The 23,347-nt window shown below is 59.8% G+C and carries 18 protein-coding genes and 1 other annotated feature; of the genes, 2 read left to right on the top strand and 16 right to left on the bottom strand.

Features of this window, described 5'->3' with window-relative positions:
- Positions 1-84: 84 nt before the first annotated feature.
- From Azoinq_RS14170 to Azoinq_RS14140, 7 genes are all read right to left on the bottom strand, one after another.
- Entirely contained in the window at positions 85-4,554 is a 4,470-nt protein-coding gene (locus Azoinq_RS14170) for an NACHT domain-containing protein (protein WP_216128256.1), read from the bottom strand.
- Positions 4,555-4,728: 174 nt separating this feature from the next.
- Positions 4,729-4,821 (bottom strand): SEC-C metal-binding domain-containing protein, encoded by a 93-nt coding sequence (locus Azoinq_RS15265; protein WP_408627122.1) that lies wholly within the window; start codon positions 4,819-4,821, stop codon positions 4,729-4,731.
- An 86-nt stretch (positions 4,822-4,907) separates the two neighbouring features.
- A protein-coding gene (locus Azoinq_RS14160; RefSeq protein ID WP_216128260.1) for an IS3 family transposase occupies positions 4,908-6,139 on the bottom strand; the annotation gives its coding sequence in 2 pieces (ribosomal slippage) (positions 4,908-5,851 and positions 5,851-6,139; 1,233 coding nt in all).
- Positions 5,745-5,861 (bottom strand) — a sequence feature (AL1L pseudoknot). (Overlaps the previous gene by 117 nt.)
- Before the next feature lie 47 nt (positions 6,140-6,186).
- Positions 6,187-6,660 carry a hypothetical protein gene (locus Azoinq_RS14155; protein ID WP_216128261.1) on the bottom strand — a complete coding sequence of 158 codons (474 nt, stop codon included), beginning with the start codon at positions 6,658-6,660 and terminating at the stop codon, positions 6,187-6,189.
- Positions 6,647-8,977, bottom strand: a complete 2,331-nt coding sequence (locus Azoinq_RS14150; RefSeq protein WP_216128262.1) for a hypothetical protein — start codon at positions 8,975-8,977, stop codon at positions 6,647-6,649. The genes Azoinq_RS14155 and Azoinq_RS14150 overlap by 14 nt, the downstream gene beginning before the upstream one ends.
- A complete protein-coding gene (locus tag Azoinq_RS14145) occupies positions 8,974-10,089 on the bottom strand; it encodes a site-specific integrase (protein WP_216128263.1) in 1,116 nt (371 codons plus the stop codon). The genes Azoinq_RS14150 and Azoinq_RS14145 overlap by 4 nt, the downstream gene beginning before the upstream one ends.
- Before the next feature lie 386 nt (positions 10,090-10,475).
- Positions 10,476-11,696 (bottom strand): site-specific integrase, encoded by a 1,221-nt coding sequence (locus Azoinq_RS14140; RefSeq protein ID WP_216128264.1) that lies wholly within the window; start codon positions 11,694-11,696, stop codon positions 10,476-10,478.
- An 893-nt stretch (positions 11,697-12,589) separates the two neighbouring features.
- On the opposite strand from Azoinq_RS14140, the gene Azoinq_RS14135 reads away from it, so the two are divergent.
- A complete protein-coding gene (locus tag Azoinq_RS14135; protein ID WP_216128265.1) occupies positions 12,590-14,194 on the top strand; it encodes a bifunctional aminoglycoside phosphotransferase/ATP-binding protein in 1,605 nt (534 codons plus the stop codon).
- On the opposite strand, the gene Azoinq_RS14130 is transcribed toward Azoinq_RS14135, so the two are convergent.
- From Azoinq_RS14130 to Azoinq_RS14105, 6 genes are read right to left on the bottom strand one after another with little or no spacing between them, the layout of a single operon-like run.
- Positions 14,175-15,119 carry an alpha/beta hydrolase gene (locus Azoinq_RS14130; protein WP_216128266.1) on the bottom strand — a complete coding sequence of 315 codons (945 nt, stop codon included), beginning with the start codon at positions 15,117-15,119 and terminating at the stop codon, positions 14,175-14,177. The two genes, Azoinq_RS14135 and Azoinq_RS14130, sit on opposite strands and share 20 nt — an antisense overlap.
- 39 nt (positions 15,120-15,158) lie before the next feature.
- Positions 15,159-16,424, bottom strand: a complete 1,266-nt coding sequence (locus Azoinq_RS14125) for a putative Na+/H+ antiporter (protein ID WP_332460831.1) — start codon at positions 16,422-16,424, stop codon at positions 15,159-15,161.
- Positions 16,425-16,481: 57 nt separating this feature from the next.
- Positions 16,482-17,030: a ribonuclease HI family protein gene (locus tag Azoinq_RS14120; protein ID WP_216128267.1), complete on the bottom strand. Its 549-nt coding sequence runs from the start codon at positions 17,028-17,030 to the stop codon at positions 16,482-16,484.
- Entirely contained in the window at positions 17,027-17,896 is an 870-nt protein-coding gene (locus Azoinq_RS14115) for a hypothetical protein (protein WP_216128268.1), read from the bottom strand. Before Azoinq_RS14115 ends, Azoinq_RS14120 begins: the two co-directional genes overlap by 4 nt.
- A gap of 22 nt (positions 17,897-17,918) precedes the next feature.
- Complete coding sequence (locus Azoinq_RS14110) at positions 17,919-18,632, bottom strand: OmpA family protein (protein WP_216128269.1); 714 nt, start codon at positions 18,630-18,632, stop codon at positions 17,919-17,921.
- 3 nt (positions 18,633-18,635) lie between these two features.
- Complete coding sequence (locus Azoinq_RS14105; RefSeq protein ID WP_216128270.1) at positions 18,636-20,462, bottom strand: hypothetical protein; 1,827 nt, start codon at positions 20,460-20,462, stop codon at positions 18,636-18,638.
- A 219-nt stretch (positions 20,463-20,681) separates the two neighbouring features.
- Between Azoinq_RS14105 and Azoinq_RS14100 the strand changes: the two genes are divergently transcribed.
- Positions 20,682-21,272 carry a flavin reductase family protein gene (locus tag Azoinq_RS14100; RefSeq protein ID WP_216128271.1) on the top strand — a complete coding sequence of 197 codons (591 nt, stop codon included), beginning with the start codon at positions 20,682-20,684 and terminating at the stop codon, positions 21,270-21,272.
- 99 nt (positions 21,273-21,371) lie between these two features.
- On the opposite strand, the gene minE is transcribed toward Azoinq_RS14100, so the two are convergent.
- The 3 genes from minE to minC all read right to left on the bottom strand — a co-directional run bounded on the left by minE (position 21,372) and on the right by minC (position 23,330).
- Entirely contained in the window at positions 21,372-21,632 is a 261-nt protein-coding gene (gene minE / locus Azoinq_RS14095) for a cell division topological specificity factor MinE (protein WP_216128272.1), read from the bottom strand.
- Between the two features lie 2 nt (positions 21,633-21,634).
- Positions 21,635-22,447, bottom strand: coding sequence for a septum site-determining protein MinD (gene minD, locus Azoinq_RS14090; RefSeq protein ID WP_216128273.1), 813 nt, complete (start codon positions 22,445-22,447; stop codon positions 21,635-21,637).
- A 70-nt stretch (positions 22,448-22,517) separates the two neighbouring features.
- Positions 22,518-23,330: a septum site-determining protein MinC gene (minC, locus tag Azoinq_RS14085; protein ID WP_216128274.1), complete on the bottom strand. Its 813-nt coding sequence runs from the start codon at positions 23,328-23,330 to the stop codon at positions 22,518-22,520.
- Positions 23,331-23,347 lie beyond the last annotated feature (17 nt).

Here is a 23,347-nt window from a genome sequence, read left to right as displayed (position 1 = left end):
TGCGGCCGTCTGCCCCATTGTTGCCATTCGCCAGTCTATCCTAGAGACCTGTAGAGTGTAGCGACCAGCCATGACCGCTATGTTTTATCGGTTCTCATGGAGCGCTTTCAACTGTTCCTTACTGGGCTGAAGCATTTCAGTCCTCTGACCAAACGGCGCCAAGCTTCCGCCATCAACGGTGAACACGGTGGTGTGATGGAGGCGGCCGCCAAACCCATTGCTGCCTCCCAAGCTCTGACCTCCATACACATTCTTCTCGCCGGCTAGAACCCATACCGGCTCGAGTCCGGCTTGGGTGAGGTGTTCCAGGAAATAGTCACGAGAGACCACTCCTGCTCCGGCCCCACGCGTGTGAAGGGAGGGGTTTTGCCATCGAAGAATACCTTCAGCGTCAAGGTATTCCGGCTTCTTTCCGCTGCGAAGGCGAAGATCAAGAAGCTTCATGGCGGCTACAGACGGAAGGTGGAGCGTGAACGACTCCTCGACCGAATTATCCTTGGTGTTGCCCTCAGCGGTAAGGGACTCGACGATGCCGGCGTAGGGCGTGGCAATACCTATGTAAGTGTTCCTCGATAGCTTAATTGTCTTTTCGCCGCGCCAGCCGTGCTCCCCCAAGAAGGTTTCCAGATGCCCTTCATCTGACAGTCTCGACGAGTCACCACGTTGCTCGCTCAGCAGTTCCTTGGCCAATGCAGGGCCGGCACCCTGGCGGGTGACCAAGCACCTGATGTGGGACCAGGCATCTGCGTGGTTACGCCTGCTCTGACCCGGAACCTTCCAGTGGCGAAAACTGTGCACTACAAGCCACCGGTGGCCGTCAGGGCTGACCACTTCAATCTCTTCGGGACCGTTGCACAGGTCACTCTCTACCGCAACCCAGGCAAGGAGCAAGTCCGTATCGCCGGACGGCAGTCGCGGGGAGGAAGGCGTCCACCAGGTGAATGGAGTCGAAGACCAGCCAGACTCTTGGGTGTTGCGTACAAGGAGTGACGGGTCAATATCCTTCTTCATGGCGCGGCCACTGGGGCCGTACTCGAAAGCCCGCAGCTTGCCATCGTCGTGGTAGGAGGACACAGCAAGGTTGTCGGTCAGCCGAGCCATGACCTCCGCAAGCGCTATGTACTGGTACTTCTTTCCTATCCGCTCGACCCGATGATTGCCCATACGCTCGCGAGAGATGCGGGGACCCTCGTCAAACTTCTCGAAGAGCTCCTCAGTCCACCCTATCGAGTGCGCACGAGCACATATCCAGCGCCTCACGGTCGCGTGGTCAAACTCGGGTGGGCGCCTGTCGTCGTCGTTCATCCTAGTCGCTTCAAGCAGGTGCTGTTCGGCGAAACCGCTGTACTCAGCGAGTATCCCGGGGGGGAGTTGGTCCTTCAGAGCCATGTTTGCCTGCGCCAGCTCTTCCCATAGTCTCTCTGACTCCTCCCTGTCCTTCTCGCTGAACCAACCACGCTCGGGTCGTTGGCGGTAGTTCAGGCTTGCGCGAAGCAGGTTTGTGTAGGCCTGAAGTTGCGCTGCCGTAGCCTTACGCTCGAAGTCGGCTTCCCAACGCTCGTAGAGCTGCTGCGTGGTAAGCCCCGCGAATGCCCGCGGCAGGCTCATGATATCGTTCAGCCAAGTGTCTAAGGTGTAATTGCCAAAATCTCCATGTTCTTCAGTCGAAGAGAAAATGGAGTCCCCGTACCCCTTCTTGCGGAACTCCTTGAGGTCGTCATCGGTTATCGACTCCAAAGGCCAAGGCGATGTGAACTTGGCCTTTCCGGTTTCAATGTCCACCTCCGAGGGCAAGAGCCCAGCAGCTTGAGAATACAGTAGAATACCAATAGCATAATCGCGTGCGGGTAGGTGAAGTGGAGGGGTGCGATCCCCGGCGAAGTGGTTCGCCCAAACTGCTGACGCTACGGCCCCGGATCCGGCACGGTCTACTCCCTGCATCACTGCTCCGTAACATGCAGCGAGCAGACGCTCAGATATATACGGGTCGTCGACGTCGACGAACTTGTCGAGCAGGGCAGCTGCCACATTAAGGTTGGAGGACAGCAAATTTACCAGGGCTTTCGTAGCCCGATCCCGCACAGCGCGGTTGCTGGCAGACAGGAACCAAGTCAGCGCGACGGCCGCCAGCCATAGACGCTGTTCTTCCACTTCGCCGGCTTCCACCTGCCAAGCCCAGTCGATGAGGGACTCCACGGTACCACCCTCACTCAAGTCGTCTTCCGCCAAGAAGATAGACCACACGGCGTCCCTTTGAGGCAGAGGACGCTGCCAGAGGTCAAGGTGCAGCCATTCGGCATTGAACTGATTTTCCGGCTCGGTGCAAACCAGCAGCAGCAACGCATACGAAGACTGACCGGTCAACTTACAGAGCGTGTATACCCAATCGACCGTCCGCTGCGTGAACGCTTCGGGAGCACGCCAGGCAAGCGAGCTCACAAACGCGTCAGCTAACGATGCATCCTTGATTGCATCTGCGGACAGCACATCGAGCAGTTCGTACCCGAACTGCTCGGGAAACTGGACCGCAAGCGCCTCGATGACCCCAGCAAAGCGCCAAGATGCTTGGGGGTCAAAGTAGGTAATCAGCGGCTGCTGTTGGATCGAGCCCTGAAGGTCGGCAGGGTCGATTTGCGCGATGAGGCGTCCGGCTCGCAGGTGGTCCGACAGCCGCTCGAACGTAAACCTGATGGTTTCGACAGTTCTGCCTTGGTGGCGCTCGATTTCCTGCGTAAGCACGCCTTCGGAGAGGAACGCCGACAGAAGGCTACGTTCCACTCTGCCCCCTGAATTGAGGTAGCGTTCGAATAGCTCAATCGTTGTCTCGAGTGGCAAACTGCCACCGTCCCCGTCAGCAGTGGAAGCATCAAGGAAGCCGTCGAGCGCCTTACGCGTAATCTTCTGCTGGGGAACAAGGCGCAGCTCCGTTTCCACCTTCTCCGCGACCGCCGACAGGTAGAAATTGAAAATGGCTGTGATTCCTTGCAGACCCTTGGGCAGTTGTTTGAGGTTCTTCTGCTCCAGGTATCTACAGCACGTCCGCAGGAACAGGGGGTTCTCAAACTCGTGGGCCAGATTTGGCGAGCTGGGCCGCGCAATGCCGCGCCGGTCCAGGTATGCTTTGGCTGCAGCCCCAGCACGGTCCGCGAACCCGTGGTGAACCAAGTGCTCAATGCCATCCAGCGGGAGGTAGTGCAGGTACGTGTCGCGCACAGTCAGGACCACGGCCAAGCGCGGAAATCGCTGTATGTGCGCAACGAAGCCTTGCAGGCGCGTTTCCCACAGGTCAACCCCATGCCTCTCGTTCAGGGCATCAACTGCAAGCACCGCTCGGTAGCCCGCGGCCTCAGCAGCAGCATCCAAAGCTCCGAGAAACTCGTTGGTGCTGACCTGTGTCAGGTCCAACTGCGCTCGAATTTGCTCCCACGGGTCGGCCTCGGTCAGGGTTCCAGTCAGGACCAGGACGAAGGGGCGTGTCAGTTCGAGCTGCTTTACTCCGAAGTCGGCCAGCAGATGCGACTTGCCGATGCCAGCCTGTCCAGAGATGAGCAGCTCCCGCTTGTTCGCCAGCCGCCAACGCGTGCTTGCGAGCTCGCGGCGAACGTGGTCTACCGATGAATACAGATCGAACAGGTCCCGGCGAGCAATAGCACGGTCCTTGTCGGCGACTTTGTCTTGAAGTTCGGCTAGCGCACTTGAGACACTCTGTGCGCCAGCCTCTAACAGCGGGATCCAAGTGTCCAAGGGGATATAAGCATCCAGCGCAGCCGGTGAACCCGCGAGGGCATCGATTAGCGGCTCGCAAGCTTGCTTCATCTGATCAGCGGCGGACGTCAAGCCTTCCCGCGCCAAGCTGCGGGTCGCCCCGTCGAGTCGGTACGTGATTTCTGCAGCCCAGGCGTTTGGCTCGTTCAGCAGTTCCGGGTCCCGCGCGAGTGCTTCCAGGGCTTGCCGGATAGGCAAGTCGACATGGCTCTCGGGGCTGTAACGCTCGCCGAGATTGCGGCGCTGGATCTCGAACTTCTCGCGAAACCAGGCTGAGCTGAAGCTGACGGTGTCGAACCAGTAGCGGGCCCGCCCCGAATAGGCTGGAGTGTCGCGGCCGAGCCGTTCCTGGATGCTTGACGCGCTCCAAAGTTCGAGCTTCAACGAGCGGCCCTGCGCCACGGCGGCCGCGATGCTCTTATCTCGCCACTTTTCGTACAGCTGTACCTCACTCAGCTTCCTACCCGAGCGGTTGTCTCGAAGGTCGATGGGCAGGCAAACGATAAACGTCATAAGTTGCGGATGGGCTGCCATCGCACGCTGCAGGGATTCGGCCAGATCCGCGACCTGGGGCGATTCGAACCCATTCATGAAGTACTTGGCCTGCCAGCCAACCTCGTACCCGTCTGCGTACGCGCGGTAGCACTCCAGCCCCTGGTCCGCTCCCGGTCCTTTCCGAACGAACCGTGAGCCCTCCGCCGGATCCTCCAAGGCAGCTAGCTGGCAGCAGAGCTCTTCGAAGCCACCCATCTGGGTGCCCCGGTGTTCTCGAATTTCAGTAAAATCCATGCGCATCGGCAACTCAGCCTCCGGTGTGTGCTATCTGCTCCAGCCACGGCTGGGAGCGTGATTAGTCGAACACTTTATCGGATAAGGTGTTCATTGGCCTAAACATGGGCCGCTATTGAATGCCAGTTGGCCATCCACCCCGACTCGATTCGCATGCTTCATAACTACCGTTTCTCAGTCTGCCTTTCCCAGATGGCACTTCTTGTACTTCATGCCACTACCGCACGGACAGAGATCATTACGGCCAATTTTTGCCTTTCCTCTCATAGCGGATGATCCACTTAGGGTTATTCCTGGCCTGCGCTGCATGCCTGCAGTTTGAATCGCCCCGGGTTTCGTAGAGGCTCCGTGGTTTAAGTACAGGCGGGTTCGGCCTGCGCGGTGAGTTGCAAATAATACCGATCCTCAGCCTCGGCGGGTGGGATGTATCCGAGGGGTTCGAGGAGTCCTTGGTGGTTGAACCAAGTTACCCATTCGAGGGTGGCGAGTTCGAGTGATTCGACCGTTTTCCAGGGGGCTCGGCGATGGATCAACTCGGCCTTGTACAACCCGTTGATGGTTTCGGCCAGCGCATTGTCATAGCTGTCGCCCTTGCTCCCGACGGAAGGCTCTATCCCTGCCTCTGCCAGTCGCTCGGTGTAGCGGATGGAAACGTATTGGGACCCACTATCCGAATGATGGATCAAGCTGGCATCCCGCTCAGGTTGGCGGGCGTAGAGCGCTTGTTCGAGGGCATCCAGCACGAAGTCGGTACGCATCGAACGGCTCACACGCCAACCGACGATCCGGCGGGCAAAAACGTCGATGACGAAAGCGACATAGACAAACCCAGCCCAAGTGGAAACGTAGGTAAAGTCCGAGACCCAGAGCTGATTTGGCCGGTCCGCCTTGAACTGCCGATTGACGCGATCCAGCGGACATGGCGCGGCCGGGGCGCCAAAGGTGGTTCGTACAACCTTGCCACGCATCACGCCCCGCAAGCCGAGACGACGCATCAGGCGCTCAACGGTGCAACGCGCCACCTCAATCCCTTCCCTCCGCAATTGCCGCCAGACCTTGTCGGCACCATACACCTGGAAGTTGGCCAACCAGACGCGCTGGATCTGCGGCATCAGGAAGTCGTCCCGCCGCGCCCGCGCACTGCGTAACGATGGATCTCGTTGGCGCGAAGCATGGCGCCAGTAGCCGGACGGGGCAACCTGCAACAACTTGCAGATCGGCTCGACCCCGAAACGCTCACGCTGCTGGTCGATGAACAATCTCACTTCTTCTTGAGGCGGTCGAGCTCCGCCTGCGCGAAAAACGCGCTCGCCAGGCGAAGTATCTCGTTGGCCTGCCGCAGTTCCTTGACCTCGCGTTCCAGCGCTTTGATCCGTTTTCGTTCAGCCAGAGGAACGCCGTCCCGTACGCCAGCTTCAATTTCGTGTTTCTTGACCCACTCATGCAGCGTGACCGCTGCGCAGCCGATCTTTGGTGCAATCGATTCGACCGCCGACCACAGCGAGGGGTAATCCTTGCGTGCCTCCTGCACCAGCCGTACGACACGCTCTCTGACTTCCGGGGAATACTTGTTCGTCTTGCTCATGACTCCATTGCCTCAGGTAATGGAGCCTCCTCAATTCCCGGGGCGATTCATTCTGTGTGTCTCGTGAGGTTCTCAAGATCAGCAATAGGCATAGCTCCCAATTTGTGCAATTGATCGCGAACCTCCTTGAAGTTTTCAAAAAACTTCATCCACTTGCTCATTCCACCCAATTCCCCAACGGCACGGATCATGGCCAAGTGTGATGAGCGAAGTAGATCAACCTGCCTTTCCAGTTCAGCAATCCGCTGATCCTTGCTTGCCAGTTCAGCTGCCGTAGATTCTTTCGATCGTTTTGTCAGGCGACCTATGTGTTTTCGGATGTCTTGTTGTTTAGTCTGATACTGTGCCAACAGCTCAGATCGAGTTGGATTGCGTGTAATCGTTGAGGCATGGCCTATATTCGGATGCAAACGTGCCACCGCACGGGCGGTAATGTCCTCATCACGCTGCAACAGTCCGTCAAGTATCTGTATCAGCAGTTCGTCGCCTTGATTTTTCGAATTGTGTTTATTCGTGGGCATCGAGCACGCTCCCTGGATTGCTATCTGATTTGGAAAGATCGGCCCCTTCGGGAAATACCTGCATACCCTCGGGCGTCACCAATATCTGCCTGACCGCATCAAGTCGGTTCTTCGCATGGGTGAGCTGGTTATCTCTACCGATTGTCTTTGCCGACCGTGATTCAATAGCCTTCACAGCCTCCTTGAAGCGCCCCTCCAATTGCACAAGATGTGTGCGGTATTTCGGCATGTCGGTCGCAGTAAGGTGCCGGCATCCGGCAAAGCACTCCAGATGCTTGGGACAGGGATCAACTGTAAAACTGTTGATGCAATGCCCATAGGGTGTCGAGTGAAAGCCGTCAGCCTCGACCTTGAGGAACTCGAAAGCAGCGTCGTCGCCATGAGTCCGCTGTATGTTCTTGAATGAATCAACGATTGGACCACTTGCCTTGCCAGCCTTGATCATTCGGGCAACGGTGGCCGCCTTGCTACCCAGTGCGGCTTCAACCTCTACCGGCAACTCGATATCTTCCAGTTCCTCTGCCAGGCTGCGATGATCGTATTCGTAGCTTTGCGCTACACTACGACGATTGAATCGCTTGGTAATGATCGTGTCGGCGACCCCGAGGCGGAAGAGCTCAGTGTTTTGCAAATGCCGCAGCGTGTGCGGATTCAGGGTCAATGCGCGATCCTCATCCGAACTGCTGTAAGACTCGAAGAGGGTGGGGCCGCTGCTTTTTCCTTCCTTACCGCCAAGTGCGAGTTGCATCATGTCCGGGCTGAACCGTCCAACCGAGTAATAACGCGTGATGTCACATAAGCCATCGTTTCGACCTTCTGCCAAAGCTCTTTTTGGCATCAGGAACATCAATTCCCAAGTCTGGATCTCCCCACTCGGAGAAATCCGAAACGGCGACCGGTCAGACAGCTTGGTTGTTATCCCCAACAAGTAGTCTTCCACTTCATCGATGCGCAGGAACACCTCTGACCAGCGCATACGCTGCGTGTCTCGCCATTCAGTGCCGTCCCAACGGCGGAAAGTGATTTGCCCCTTCAGCCTGTTGTAAAACATATATAAGGAGGAAATTAACGAAGGGGCTGCAATAACCTGCCGTAATTGTTCTTTATGGATTTCGTCGAACAATTGGCTCTGAAAGCCCGTGCGGTATCGTGATTTCAATTGCTCCTGCTTTTCATCCGACCACGGTAGCAACACAGGATTTCCGGTGAGGTAGGGATATAGCTCGATTGCGGAAACCAGTTGATCCCGCCTAAACCAGGGAAGAATCCGGTTCTCCGCTACCTGACGCCGAAGCGTTTCGCGCAATGGCTGTGTGACTCGGGATACCTCATCCAGTGTTTCAGACAGAACCGCCTCGAACATTGATGGCACATACTGCGCTGTTTCGAAAAGCGCCACGCTGTCGGAATTAGAGGTTTGCTGTTTTTCTGCAAAGTGCCGGAGCATCAGTGCCGTAGAGTGGCCACCAAGCTCACCGGCGGCACGGCCAGAAGGGTCGAAATACTCCCGGACTCGCTTCCAGTCCGCTGGCAAAAGGCAGGCTTCCCCAACACGAAGCCCACAAAGCATGATGACCTTGGCCTGTGCAAAACGAAGCAGATCGAGAACGCTCTTAGGTTGTTCGGTAAACACAATCCGGACAAGCTCCCAGAAAGCACGTCGCTCCGGCAGCTTTTCGGCATGCTTGCGTTCCTCTAGGTCTGAACGAAGCTCATCCATCGACTTTGTGTGACGGGCTCGTTTCTCCCTGACGCCGTGTCTTTTCAAGGAGAGGGCAGGGGAGATTGGCCCGATATCGGCGATGTGATTGGCATCGATCAGTGTCTTGACGAGGCCTAGAACCATATCTGCCAGTTTCCCAGATGCCTGAATCTCCTTGGCCAACTCGAATGCTTGTGCGACGTCATCAACTCGTAATTCCCATGGCTCACGACCTTCAACCGCAGTAGCCAAAACGCGGAGTGGTCTGGCGACATTGCAAATGACGTGTCCTGTCGAGTTTTTCCGGAAGAACAGTTGCTCAACCGTGACGGCCTTCAGAAGATCCAGCCAGCCCGGCGACAAGGGCGTCTTGGGAAGAGCAGGGCAGTTTTGCTGCTTGCGCCTTTCATTCAGTGCCTGAAGTGCCTTGGTGTCTAGCCCAAAATCGCGAACCCAATGAACGGGAGGAGGGGAGTCACCGACAAATTCCGTGATGTTCCAGGCATCCTCAGGAAGTGCTGTTCCATCAGACTGAAGCCGAACGTTCCAGTTCACTCGGTTCTCGTTCGCAATCCGGCGGCCAAGATCAATGAATGCACTGAAATGTTCATTCATTGCCCGGCTCCTTCAAGCTCGGCAATGATGGACTGGACATTCGAGATTGTTCGCTTCAACTGGACATACGCCGGCGAGTTCTCGTCTCCCTTCGAAGCTTCCGAGAAAAATGTAACGATGGACCGGAAGTCCGCCAATACCTGCCGATGAATTTCCGGATCGTTGAGGGGCATGAACTTGAAACATCCGTAGCATGCGGTAACCGGATTTGATGGACAGGATGGTTGTCCAATGGCGCAGGCGCCAATACCAGATATCGGAATACCGTGAGGGACTGCGCCGATCTGCTGTTCGCCTTTGAGCACGGCTAGTTCCTTTTCATCGATGAACCGGTCATGCGCGATTTTCGTGACCTGTTGGTAGATTGCGGAAATGCCTAGGGCGGCATTTACTCGTTCAGCCTGGTTAGCTGACGTCTGGAAATAGACGAGCCCTGTGTCGATATCGCTATGGCCCATGAATTCAGCCAATTCTTCCTGACTTGCGCCGGCGTCCACCAGCCGCTGGGCTGCGGTATGCCGGAGCTCGGTTGCACTACGTGATTCAGGGAGGAGGGCAGCCGTAGCCTTCGTGATGACATAGCCAGTTTCGCGCGCACTCGAAACACCAAATATTCGGTCGTCACCCTTCAGGCCAGCGCGGAGAGCGCGCTCATAAAGCTCAATGAACAGAGGGGCCCACTCTCGTTTCACTTTGCGCACTAGAGGTAGTGTCTTGCTCTTCGACCGCTGCTTAATCATCCTGAAGGTCAGATGGACAGCGGCGATGGAGTCATCCGTATCCGCCCAGATCCGCACATCACGCATCTGGAGCATGCCAATTTGCATCGGCCGTAACCCGAACTGGAATGAACATACGAAGATTACAACTTCCCGTAGCTCTTGGTCGGTGACCATTTGCGGGTTCAAAGTGATGGTGTTGCTCAACTTGTCAAAATGCGCGACCAGCACAGCCTCCTCATCAACGCTCAGGAATACGTCACCGCTCCGCACACTTGCGTATTTGTCTGTGGCAGGCAAGGGCAGGGTGGATAGAAATTCTGCATATTGAGATGACCAGCCAGCAAGATTGAACTTGCAGAAGTGATAAAGGAGGCTTTTCAGGGAGTCCATTTCTCTTGGCCGATAAGCTCTCGATATGAGCTCCTGCCAAATTGGACGAACAGTAGTTGGAGTTGAGGTAAGGATGAGAAGTAAGTCGTTCGGCAAGACACAACGCAATCTCTGAAACCTTATTCGAGCAGTGCCAACTGCCAGTGTTTGTATCTGGTTGCAGCACCAATGCTTTAGAACTGGGCGATATTCAGGTGCAAAGTCCCCGAAGTCGAGCGACTCGATTGATCCGGATATCGATAGCGACCAGATGTCATTTTTTGCAGGGTGGCGAATCGAGCATGAGTCATCCAGAAAGTCGTCGTAATATCGGATCACAGACGGTAGCTCAGGCACGACTATGGCAAATTGATCCCATAGACCTTTCTGGTTGGCGGTTGCCGAGATCATTCCCTGTGCCCCGGAATTGCGCGCAAGATGGCCACGCGGTCGTCAAAGACATTGTTCCAGACAGATGCCAGCCGATCCTCGAACACTGCGCGAGCATACTTCCGAGGCATGTCTGACGAACGTGCCCACCCAAAAAACGTCCGCATCTTTTGGAGCGCCACATCCATCGAATCGCCATGGTGCAACAACTGATTCAGACGAACAACTGCACAGGTGTGCCGAAGATCATGAGCAGAAATGGAGCATTTCCCGGTTCGGTCTTTCAGGTCCTTCAGGATGGACGCTGGCAGGGAAGCCGTGATCTTCTGGAACAGCTTGGTGACGGACTCGGCTGATAGCGGGCTTCCACGTTGCGAGTTCATCAGAAATGAATGTGCCGGCTTGCCCCGATAATTTTCGACGTAGTCCTGGACGATACGGGCAGTCAGCTCACTGACCGGGATCTGGCGCACCGAATTTACTGTCTTGATGCTGGGGGTGCTGTATCGCTGATCCTCTTCCTCATACGGATTCTCAATGACGGACAGCCAGTAGCGATCGCGGCCCAGTTTCGAATCAAACCCATGCTTGATGGCATCCGACGACAGGATAAGGAGCTCCCCGCGTCTCAAACCCTGGTGGAGCAACAATACGAACACGAGAAATGCACGCCACCTGGACGTGGCATCGCGAAACGGATTCCTGGGGCCTGCCGGGTCGAGCAGTTCATACAGCGCCTCGACAACTGTGTATGGAAGCGCACGCAGGATGTCCTGGGTCCGTTTCTTGCCGATCCGGAGCTGCGAGTAAAGTGTGCCAAGGTGATCCAGCCGTCCCTTGATCTGTTGAAGCTGGGATATAGGCAAATTGCTCTTGCTCAAACGAATGATGATGTCACTGACGAATCGGTAGACAGCTTGCCACTTCAATTGGGCGGTTTCGTTGATGTTTGGCAGATTACGAATCGAAACGAAATAGGCCTCGAGAAGTTCACCAAGCTTCTCGATATCGACATGGAACAAAGCATCGTCAAGCATGCCGGGCCCGTGCAGAGTTTCAGAAAACTGGTATAGGGCCTCAACATGACCGAGCACCTTGCGCTTGCTGGATGAAGCCAGGTCCGAGGTCTGATACATCGACCAAACCGTTGCCCAATATCTGGGTAACCCGGCATCGTCAAAGAGTGCTGGCTCGCGCAAAACCTGCGGAATGTGGCGGTCCCAAACGTGTTTCAGCAAGGCGTCACAACCTTGAAAACAAGAAAAATTGTCAAAAGCAAAAGCACTGTGGATTTGTGGACAGTCGGCTACGCCGATACCAGCCTAACCGCGCAAGCGCGGTTCCCTATGGACAAGCCGTGGAAAACGCATTGAACCGTGCGTTTCCCACCACTTGCCCACAGGTCGGCGGCTGCCCACAAGCTCCACAGCGCCAACGATCAGTTTTATAAAAGGTTCAAGGTCAAAACCGAAAGGACGAAATGACCTTTTGTGTAGACTGATGTTGCATGATTAAAGGTAAAAAGGCCAGAATATGCAACAGCCTAAAAATTACCTTCCTTTCGTATAATTTGTATTATGTAAAATTACGTACATTCTACAACTAGGGAGCAACCAGGATGAATTGGGCTGTTTGCGTTCACCTTTACCCCACCTTTCCGATGAAAACTATAAGAGCTCTTCCTCCCTCATTCCTGACGGACCTAGAATTCCTCCGGAGCAAATGATTCGGAGATAAACGGGGGCGTTATGGGAAAAGCTTGGCTATTGCTGCTGACAATAGGTTCGGGGGCCTGTCAGGGAGGAACTTTATATACCTGCATGGATGGTCAGGGGAAAAGCTTACAGTCCTCGCCTTGCCCGGACGGCACAGAGGTCAGGAGGCGCGTGGCCGAAGATCAGCCGAGCCCCCGGAAGTCGCCGCCTCTGGTGGATGTACGCCCCGCCAAGGATGTCCTGCAGGGGCAGCCCTATAAAGCCTTGGGGCGGATGCTCCAGGGGAAACCACCGATTTGAGGGGGCTTAGGGGGCGCCGCTCTCCCCATGAGGTGGTCGCTGTTCCCTTGCTAAGCAGAGGCGCCCGCCAAAAAAGGGCACAATGGGCATTTACAAAGCCGGAACGGAAAACACCCATGACGGACACGCCCTCCCCCTCTTCCTTGGATTTGGCCAATCAACGGCGCTTGGTGGTCGCTTTGGCCCAAAGTCCGGAACTGCCGGGGGAACCGGGGCAGCGGCAAATGATCGAGACCCACGCCTCTTTTTTGCTGCTGGCTGGCGACTATGCCTACAAAATCAAAAAGCCCTTAAATCTGGGCTTTTTGGACTATTCCACCCTGGCGGCCCGACGCCATTGCTGCGAAGAGGAAATTCGCCTCAATCGGCGCATGGCCCCGTCCATTTATCTGGATGTGCAGGCTATTTTCGGCACACCGGAGGCCCCCCATCTCACCGGTGCTGGCGCCCCCTTGGAATACGCCGTTCGAATGGGCCGTTTCCCCCAGGAAGGGTTGTTTGACCGCATGCTAGGGGAAGGACGACTGACCCCGGCTCATATGGGGATGGTGGGGCGGCTACTGGCCCGATTCCATCGGGAACAGGCCGCCGTGGCCGGTCCCCAGGAAGAGGCCTTCGGCACCCCGGCCGCCGTGGCCTATCCGGTGGAAGAAAATTTCGCCCAACTGGCAGATTTGCTGGGAGATAGTTTTGACTCCCAGCTGGGGGAAGTGGCTGCCTGGAGCCGGGCCCAGTTGGAACGTTTGCAGCCCCTCTTTGCCCAGCGCCGGAAACAGGGCTGGGTGCGGGAATGCCACGGAGACCTGCATCTGGGGAATCTGGTAGCGGTGGCGGGGCAGGTCATGGCCTTCGACGGCATCGAGTTCAACCCCAATCTGCGCTGGATCGATGTCATCAACGAAGCGGCTTTTCTGGTCATGGACCTGGAACACCGGGGCCGCCCCGACTTGGCCTGGGTTTTTCTCAACACCTATCTGTCCGGTACCGGGGATTACGCCGGGCTGGGACTGCTGAAATTCTATTGCCTGTACCGGGCCATGGTGCGGGCCAAGGTGGCCCTGTTTCTGGCCGGGCAGCAGGAAAATGGGGAGGCGGCCCGCCAGGCCAGGGCTGAGGCCGATTCCTACATGGCCTACGCCCGGGCTGCCCTCCCCTCTTCTTCCCCGACCCTGGTACTCACCTACGGCTATTCCGGCTCCGGCAAGTCGGTACTAGCGGAAGGGCTGGCAGCCTCTCTGGGGGCCGCCCTGATACGCTCCGATGTGGAACGGAAACGGCTTTACGGCTTGGAAGCGAAGGCCGTGAGCCATTCCGGCGCCGGTACCGGCATTTACTCCCGGGAGGCGGGACTCCGTACCTATGGCCGCCTGCTGGACCTGGCGGGGGGTATTTTGAACCACGGCTATAGCTGCGTGGTGGACGCCACCTTCCTTGCGCCGGACCAGCGGGCCCCATTCCTCGCCCTGGCCCGGGAACGGGGGATTGCCTGCCGCATCCTGGAGTGCCAGGCGGCGCCCGAGACTCTGCGCCAGCGGGTCCGCCAGCGGCAGGAACAAGGGGAAGACGCCTCTGAAGCCACCCTGGAAATTCTGGAAAGCCAACTGGCCCGAGGGGCCCGATGGACGCCGGAAGAAGCGTCTTTGCGCCTGCTCGTGGTCACGGACCAGGAAGAAACTGCCGCCAGCCTTCAGCGGCTCCTGACTACTTTGAAGGGCGGCTAACTGGGTCGCTTCCCAGGTGAATGCTGGCGTCTGGCGCCTCGGCCCGACGCACGTGTTCACCGATGGCATTGGCCCAGATGGGCATTAAGCCGGGGGCAAAATCGTGGCCCATGCCTGGAATGGTGTAGAGAATGGCGCCGGGAATATGTTGGGCCGTATCCCGGCCGCAGGCCAGGGGCAAGAGGGGATCGGCTTCCCCGTGGATGACCAGGCTGGGGCAGGTAATGCGCCCCAGGAGGCGGCGCCGGTCCTTGCCCGCCATGACAGCCAACAGGTGGCGGGCCACCCCGGCCGGGTAGTAGGCTCGGGCCATGGCCTGACGGATCAGGGCTTCCCGCGCCTCGTTCGGGGTCGGATAGTCCGGGCTGGCGACGACTTTCTGGATGTTGAAGAGATAGCGCACCACGCTTTCCGGATCGTGGCTGTTGTCCGGCCGGGAAAACAGGGAGCGCAGGGCTTCCGGCTTGCCCCAGGGCAGGCGCCGGCTGCTGGTGGTGGACATGAGGGAAGTCAGGCTCTTGACCCGTTCCGGATAAAGGGCGGCCAGCAGCTGGGCGATCATGCCTCCCATGGACGCCCCCACCACATGGGCCTTTTGAATACCCAGATGGTCCAGCAGCCCCAGGCAATCCTGGGCCATATGCACCAGGGTGTAAGGCACCCGGAAAGGTAGATGGAGGCCATAGGCCAGGGCGGCCAGGCCCATGCGCAGGCGCCGGGCCTGGGTCAGATGGGTGGAGAGGCCGCAATCCCGGTTATCGAAGCGGATCACCCGATAACCCTGGGCCGCCAGGGCCTGACACAGGCTTTCGGGCCAATGGATGAGCTGGAGCCCCAAGCCCTGGATCAGCAGAATGGCGGGTTGCCCCGCCTCCCCGAAACATTCGTATTCCAGCTCTATGCCGTTGCAAGCTGCGTGGGCCATGGCGCCCCAGTCCTCGTAAAGTGAAGTGTTGTCGCCATTCTACAGGCAACGGAAGGCCAAACCGGCTACCAGGGTGGGTAACAGGGCAGCGGCCAGCAACCCCAGGGGCTTTACCCCCTCTTCCCCGAAATGCTGGCGCAGGATGGCCAGCCCCGCCGGATTGGGGGCATTGGCAATGATGGTCAGGCCACCGCCAGTCACCGCTCCGGCCACCAGGGCGTATTGGAAGCTGGCAGGCAGATTCGGCACCAGGGAACCCAGATAGGTCAGGGCTGCGTTGTCCGTAAAGGCCGTCAGCAGGATGGCCCCCACAAAGACTCCGTCCTGACTCAGGGACAGAAGCAGGGGCTGTAGCCACCAGCGCTGCATTCCCCCCAGCACCACCAGACCGGCCAGAAAAAAGGCCACCAGCAGGCCTTCCCGGAGAATCAAAGGGTCCTGATGGCGGGGATAGGCCTGGGCAATGCCGAGGAAAAACAGCAGCAGCCCGAGAAACAGGGGGGGATAGTGGCTCGCCAGCACCACCCCCAACAAAAGCAGGAAATGGAGCAAGATCAAAGGAAGGGGCACCGCCGGAGCGTCACTTCCTCCTATTGGGTTGATGTCCGCCAGTTCCCGGCGGAACAGCCAGGTCAGCAGGGTGCCATTTAGGGCCACGGCCAGGGCCGCCTTATAGCCGAAGGTCTGCAACATAAAGCCCGTATCCCAACCCCAGGCCTTGGCCACCATGAGCACCGGGGGCGCGGCAAAAGGGGTCAGGGTGCCGCCGATGGAAATATTGACGAAGAGCACCCCCAGGATGGCGTATTTGCAACGGGGGGACAGGGTCTCCCGCCCCAGGTAATCCCGCCCCAGCAGCAGGGCTGCCAGGGTCATGGCCGCCGGTTCGGTGATAAAGGAACCGAGCAGGGGCACCAGCACCAGAACGCTCCAGAAGAAGGCGAGGCCGGTGGTTAGGGGCAACAGCCGGGCAAAAGCCCTGACCAGTCCCCGGGCACCCTGCAAAACCGGCCGGGTACCGGCGATGACCATAATGGCGAAAACGAAGAGGGGCTCGGTGAAGTTGAGCCCTTCCACATAGGTAATGGCTCCCACGGCGCCTTGCAGGGCAAACAGGGCCGCCACCAGAACCATGGCCCAGAAGCCGAAAGCCACCTCCACTTCCCCCAGCAAATGCCAGAGCCCCCTATGGGCCGGGCGGATATGGGCCAGGTGGAGGAACAAACGGGTGGCAAAGGTGTGCAGAATGGCCAGGGCAAACAGGCTGGCAGCCAGTATTTCTCCGGGGGCCGGGCTCATGGGCATGGGGGCTCCTCTTGGTTGAATGGCGGGCAGGCACCGCCAGGGCGGAAAAAACGGGAATCAGGCCTTGGGCCGCCGGGCGCCATGGCCGGGAATGGGGGCGGGTTTGGGGGGGAGACCAAAGGCCTGACGACAAAGCCGGTCCGCCTCCCGGTTGCGGTGCCGGGGTACCCAGGCCAGAGCCGCCTGGCCCTGATCCCCCATCAATCCACGCAGGCGTTCCACCAGGGGCGCCAGCCGGGAAACGGTCTCCGGCGCCCCCCCATTGACCTGGGTAACCACGAAATCGCTGTCGCCCCGAATATCCAGAAGACCTGCCCCCTGCTCCCGGGCCAGGAGCAAAGCCGCTTCCAGAGCCAATAGTTCGGCTTCGTTGTTGCAGCCACTACGGCCAATTTTATGGCAACGCTCCCAACTGCGCCCATCCGGCGCCTCCAGCCGGACCCCCCAGGCCATGGGGCCCGGGTTGGGGTGGGCGGAACCGTCGAACCACAGGCGCCAGGGGGATGGTTCCGATCCGGGACGGGACGGGGCCAGCGAGGTGGTGGGGCGGGAGGCGGATACGGTCCCACCCTCCTCCGCTAGTCCAGAAACAGGGTTCGGGTTCATTCCGCCAAGCCCCCCTCCCAGGTGGAATTCAGCTCCTGTTCCAATCCCAGGGCGGTGAGCCAGTTTTTCCACAGCCCATAGGGCAACCGTTGGGCCTGACGAGCCTCCCGGAGTCCCTGGGCCAAGGCCTGGCGCTGCTGTTCCAGCAGCGGAGGCAGGGGGTGAGCTCCCAGGGCCTCCCGACGGGAAAGCCAGAGGCGTACCTGAGCCCCTAGGGCGACCCGGGCGGACCAGGCCGGGGGCAGATCCAGGTGACGGCACAGGGTATTCCATTCCCCCGCCTCTCCCCCTAGCAGGGAAGCAGCCCAGGGGGCGGCCGGGTCCTTCTCCAGCAATTTCGGGTAGCGCCCCAGGGTCTCCGCCCAAGCCAAGGCCGGACGGGATTCGGCCACCTGGAGCAGATGGGCTTGCAGGTAGCGGCGCAGTACCAGCCAGTTGGGATAGCCCGGGTCCCCGGCGGGCGCGCTTTCCAGATAGGCCGGACAGGCGAAATAGCCGGTCAGCAGGCCCCGGTAACATTGGCGAAAGCGTCGGGGTACGGCCTGCAGGCTATCCACCTGTTGCAGCAGGTTGTGCACCAGGCGCTCATCGTCCAGGGGGCGACGACCGTCCCAGCCCGAGTTTCGGGCAATGCCGTAGCAGGCGTATTTGATATCCAGATAGCCCGGGTGCCCCCCCGTCACCCGCAGGGCCAGCACTCCCCGGGCGCCCCGGGGAGACGCGGCCAGAGCCTCCATGTCCCCGAAGGCCCGACGTACCGCCCCCAGGGCCCGGGCCATGGCGGTGGGGTCCCCCCAGGAGGCGCCCCCTTCCCGCCCGGCCATGATGCCAGTGAGGGCGAAGTCCAGTTGTTCCAGGTCATTCATGGGCAAAGGTCCGGGGCATGGGTCAGTCCAGGGGGCAACGGGTATCCCCGCCCAGGGGCATGACCGGGCCGGAAGGGCGTTTTTCCCCCACATCCAGGAATTCCAGCTTGAGTTCGATGCGGCGGCTGGCCTCCGGACTGCTGCGCTGTTCGTTGTAGGAAGAGCCTCCCACCAGGAAAATGTCCCGCACCATTTGCCGGTCCGGGGCGGAGAGGGGATCAGGGGCGCTGGAACCATCGGCCAGGAGGACGCAAAGCACCCGCTCGGAGCGTTGCAGGCTGAGATTCAGGTTGTGCAGATAGCTGCCCCGGGTGTCAGCAAAGCCTTCCACCACCACCCGCTTGAGCCATTTTTCCCCCAGGGGGTCCCGGGCCAGGGCTAAGACCCGGGGGACAAAGCGGCGCAGCACCCGGGCCTCGTCCGGGCTCAGACGATGGCTATCCGTGTCAAAACGGGCTTGATCGCCAAAATCTATGGTTTGGCCATGGACCGTCACCCCGGGAAAATCCCGCACCACTTCCCGTTGCACCCGTTGCAGCAGGGCGTGAATGTCCTTGTCCCGCCGGGCTTTGTCCTGTTCCCCTTCCGTCACCTGACGGGTAATGGCCAGGAGGGCCACGGTCATGGCCACGAGAAACAGCACCATGAGGCCGGACATGAGGTCGGAAAAGGAAATCCAGAAGGGCTTTTCCGCCTCGTCCCGACGGGGTTTGGCGGGCCGACTCAATCCAAACATGGCTTAACGGGCCTCGCCGGTGGTTTCCAGCACATCCCCCAGGTGCTCGATGGCCCCCTTGAGATAGCTCACCGCTTCGGCCAGCTCCCGCTGGAACTGGGTATTGCCTTCCTTCAGGGTTTTTTCCACATTTTCCGCAAAGGCGCTGTGGGCCTGGGTGAGTACCTGATTCACTCCCTGGAGGTAGGTTTCCGCCTGACTTTCCGCCTGCTTCAGCTGGCCGGCGGCCGCTTCCAGGGTGCTGACCAGTTCCCCGGTCAGGGAGGCTTCTTTGCGGGCGCTTTCCACCGTACGTCCCAGTTCCTGAACCAGTTGCACCAGCCCCAGGCCCAGCTGACGCTGTTCTTCCAGAATCTGGCGGCTGCCCGTATTGGCCTCCACCAGGGATTGGGCCGCGGCCTGGATGCGCCCCCCCGCTTCCATCACCGCCTGGGCCCCCAGGCTGAATTCTTTGCCCCCGTCGGCAAATTCCCCGCAGGCTTCCCGTACCGCCGTCGCCCCTTCCCGCAGCTGATCCACGGCTCCGGCGCTGGCTTGCCCCAGCTGAACCACGCCCCCTTGCAAGGACTGGGCCGCCTGGCCCAGTTGATCCCCCAGGCCGCTTAACTGGTCCGCCACCCGGGCCAGGAGTCGTTCCGTTTCCTCCGTCAGGCGGCTTTGCTGGGCCTCCTGGTGGCTGGCCAGCTGGCGGGCCGAGCCCTGCAACTGCTGGCTCAGGGCGCTGACCGCTTCCCGGCCCAGGGTTTCCAGGCGGCCGATACCGGATTCAAAAGCACTGCCCGCCCCTTCCAGGGCAGTCAGGCTGCGGGCCAACTGGGCATCCCCCTGTTGTTGCTGGCGCTGGAGCTGATCCCCCAGGCGCCCGGCGAATTGGTCCAGGGCCTGGCCCACCGCCTGCCCCAGGGTATCCCCCTGACCGGCGCTGAGTTTTTCCATGGTGGCCGCAATCCGGGTCATGGGCTCCTTCAGGGCGGCGGAGACGGCCTGGGCCAAGCCAGCCGCCAGAGCTTCCTGCTGCTTTTTGCCCTCTTCCCGTTGCTGCACGACCAACTGGCCCAAGGCCTGGCGCAGTTCTCCCACCAGGGCTTGGCGTAGCTGGGCGCCTTGATGGGCGGTGTTTTCGCTGGCCCGCACCAGCCGGGCCAGGTATTCCTCTTCCACGCCGCTATCGAAAAGACCGTCAATCACCTGGTTGAGCCGTTCCACCTGGCGGTAGCGGGCCGCCACCAGGGAGCGTTCGATCCAGGTAAAGAGCATGGCCAGGCCGATGGCTGTGGCGGACACCTTGAACGCGTGGCCCACGGACTGGATCAACACCGCCAGACTGTCCCGCACCACTTCGGTGGAGCCCCCTACCTGGAACTGGGTCAGCCCTAGGATAAGGCCGGTAAAGGTGCCTAAAATACCGATACCCGTGAGAATGCCGGGCAAATGCTTGTAGAACTCCACCCGCAGGGGGGTATCCACCAGGGCCTGCTCAGTAAAAAAGGTTTCCGCCAGGGCGGTGGCCCGCCAGCGCAGGCCGCCGGGCTGCCCCTCCTTGGCCGCCACCTCCGTGGGATGGAGGGTCTGGGCATATTCCCGCCACAGGTGGGAGAGCTTGCCATCCTGGAACACCTCCCGGGTCAAAATCCGGGGATCCGGCCGGGGTGGAATCTGCCCGTCCTCACCCGCCTGGGGCTGGGCCAGTTTGGCGGTTACCCCGTCCAGCAGGCGCCCCAATTTCCAGGCGGGGACCACAAAACGGATGACAAAACCCAGGGAGAGCAAGCCGAGAACGGCGGCCACCCCATAGAACGGCCAACGGGGATCGATGAGGGATTCGAGCATGGGCAAAAAGGTGGGGAATGGGGGGCGGAATACCCCGGGGCGTCACGGAAAAAGGACGAAAAGCCCGGGGGGATTCCGGAATTTTGGAATGGGTCATTGTAGCATCGCCCCCCCGCATTCCGGGCCGGAAAGCCAAGGAAGACGCGGCCTAACCCGGGCTTAACTCCAGGAACAAAGGGGTGAAACAGCCCGACAGGTGCCGTCCCTTATAATGGCCCCATGACTTCCCCCCTCCCCGTTCCCCTCCCCCAGGCCTACAAACTCCTCAATCACGGCCCCGTGACCCTGGTCACCACGGCCCATGGCGGCCAGTCCAATGTAATGGCCGCAGCCTGGGTTATGCCTTTGGATTTCGATCCGCCCCTGGTCTGTCTGGTGCTGGACAGCCAGACCTACAGCCGTGGCCTGCTGGATGCTTCCGGGGAATTTGCCCTGAATCTGCCGGTGCGAGCCCAGGCCGCCAAAGTCCTTGCCGCAGGTTCCTGCTCTGCGCGGGAACTGGCGGGACGGGGCAAGCTGGAACGCTGCGGTTTTGCCACTTTCCCCGCGACCCAGGTGCAAGCGCCTTTGATTCAGGGCTGCGCCGCCTGGCTGGAATGCCGGGTCCAGCCCCAGCCGGAGAATGAGCGCCGCCATGATCTGTTCATTGCCCGGGTGGAGGCGGCCTGGGCCGATCCGGACATTTTCAGCGACGGGCGCTGGCATTTCCCCGATGAGGCTTGCCGCACTCTCCATTACGTGGCGGGCGGGCAGTTTTTTGTCACTGGGGAGGCGTTTGAAGCGACGCCTCTGCCGCCGGCGGAACCCTAGGTCGGGGACATTCCTCTACGCCGACTGAGTTTCGTCCCATAAAAAAACGGAAGCACCAGGCTTCCGTTTTTTTATTCTCCCCGGGCGGGGAATCGGGGTTTAGGCCGATTTGCCGTCGGGTAGGACGATATTGACTTCCAGTACCTCGAAATTGCCCTGCTTTTCCAGGGAGACCTTGATGTCGTCGTGATCCACGTTCACGTATTTGGAAATCACCTCGATCAGCTCTTTTTGCAGGGCGGGGAGGAAATCCGGGCTTCCCTGGGAACCCCGTTCCCGGGCGATGATGAGCTGGAGACGCTCCTTGGCCACTACCGCCGACTTCTGTTTTTGGCCGAACAGCAGACTGAGGAGAGACATGGTTACTTCCCTCCGAACAGGCGCTTCAGGATGCCCGGCTTCTGGTAATCCACAAAGCGCAGGGGCAGGTCTTCGCCGAGGAAGCGGCTGACCATGTCCTCATAGGCCTTAGCCACATCGCTACCTTGAATGTGGATGGCCGGAGTGCCCTGGTTGGAGGCCTGCAGCACGGTTTCGGATTCGGGAATCACGCCCAGCAGGGGCACCCGCAGGAGTTCATTCACATCCCGATAGGAAAGCATTTCCCCGTCTTCCACCCGCTTCGGGGTGTAGCGGGTGATGAGCAGGTGTTCCTTGACCGGCTCGTGGCCTTCCATGGCCCGCTTAGACTTGGATTGGACAATGCCCAGAATCCGGTCCGAGTCCCGCACGGAAGAGACTTCCGGGTTGGACACCACAATGGCTTCGTCGGCAAAGGTCAGGGCCATGACCGCGCCCCGCTCGATACCGGCGGGGGAATCACAAACCACGTATTCGAAGCCCATGGTTTCCAGTTCCTTCAGAACCTTTTCCACCCCTTCCTCGGTGAGGGCATCCTTATCCCGGGTCTGGGAGGCGGGCAGGATGGACAGCTTATCCACGTGCTTGTCCTTGATCAGGGCTTGGCTCAGGTTGGCCTCCCCGTTGATCACATTGACCAGGTCATACACTACCCGACGTTCGCAGCCCATGATCAGGTCCAGATTGCGCAGGCCGACGTCGAAGTCGATGACGGCCGTCTTGAAGCCCCGCAGGGCCAGACCGGATGCAAAGGCGGCGCTGGTGGTGGTCTTGCCTACCCCACCCTTGCCGGATGTGACGACGATGATTCTCATGGAGGATTTCCTCGGAAATGGCGTTGAAAAATGATGGGCGAATGATAAAGCGTCCGGGCCGAAACGGCTATCAGCGGATGGTCAGAGCCTCCAGCACCAGGCGTTGATGCTGGCCGCCGGGTTCGTTTTCCAGGCGCACCTGCACCGGCTGGCCGGTGAGGGCCTTTTCCGTCCCCGATTCAAAGGTCCGGTACACCCCGGCAATGGAGGTGAGTTCCGCCTCAAAACAGGTGGTCAGGATGCGGGCCTCCGTATTGCCTTGAGCCCCAGCCAGGGCCCGGCCCCGGAGGGGGGCGTAAACGTGGATATTGCCGTCCGCAATGACCTCGGCCCCCGGATTGACCATGGCCAGCACCACCACGTCCCCGCCCCGGGCATAGACCTGCTGGCCGGAGCGCAGAGGCCGATCCACGATAATGGAGCCGGAAGGCGGTGGGGGCACGGGGGGCGCCACCGGCGCAGGAGCGGCCTGGACGGCCGGGGCGGGAGGAGGCACTTCGGCTACCGGCACCGCCTCGACGGGGGGCGCCGGTTCCGGGGAACGGGCGGGAGCGCGGGTATGTATTTCCGCATCTTCCACCAGAATCAGTCCGGCGGCACGGGCCGCCTCCCCCTGCTCCGGCCCCGCATTGCGCACCCCCAGGGGGCTGATGCGGTAACGGCGCAGCAGGGGCAACAACCCGGCCCAATCCACGGGGGCGGATGAGCCCAACTCGGCCAGATCGAAGACCGTGGGTTCACCGCTGAAAAAATCCGGCGTGGGGCCGCACAGGGCTTCCAGGGCGGCCGCCACCGCTTCCGGATCGCCGGAACGGAGGGTGGCCTGGAGCACCATCAAGGAAAGATTGGTGCCTTTGAATTCTATGGTGGGGGCGGACTTCATCTCGGCCCAGGAAAACG

Source organism: Azospira inquinata (genome assembly GCF_018905915.1).
In the GTDB taxonomy this organism is placed as follows: Bacteria; Pseudomonadota; Gammaproteobacteria; order Burkholderiales; family Rhodocyclaceae; genus Azospira; species Azospira inquinata.
This window is presented reverse-complemented; position numbering and strand designations above follow the sequence as displayed.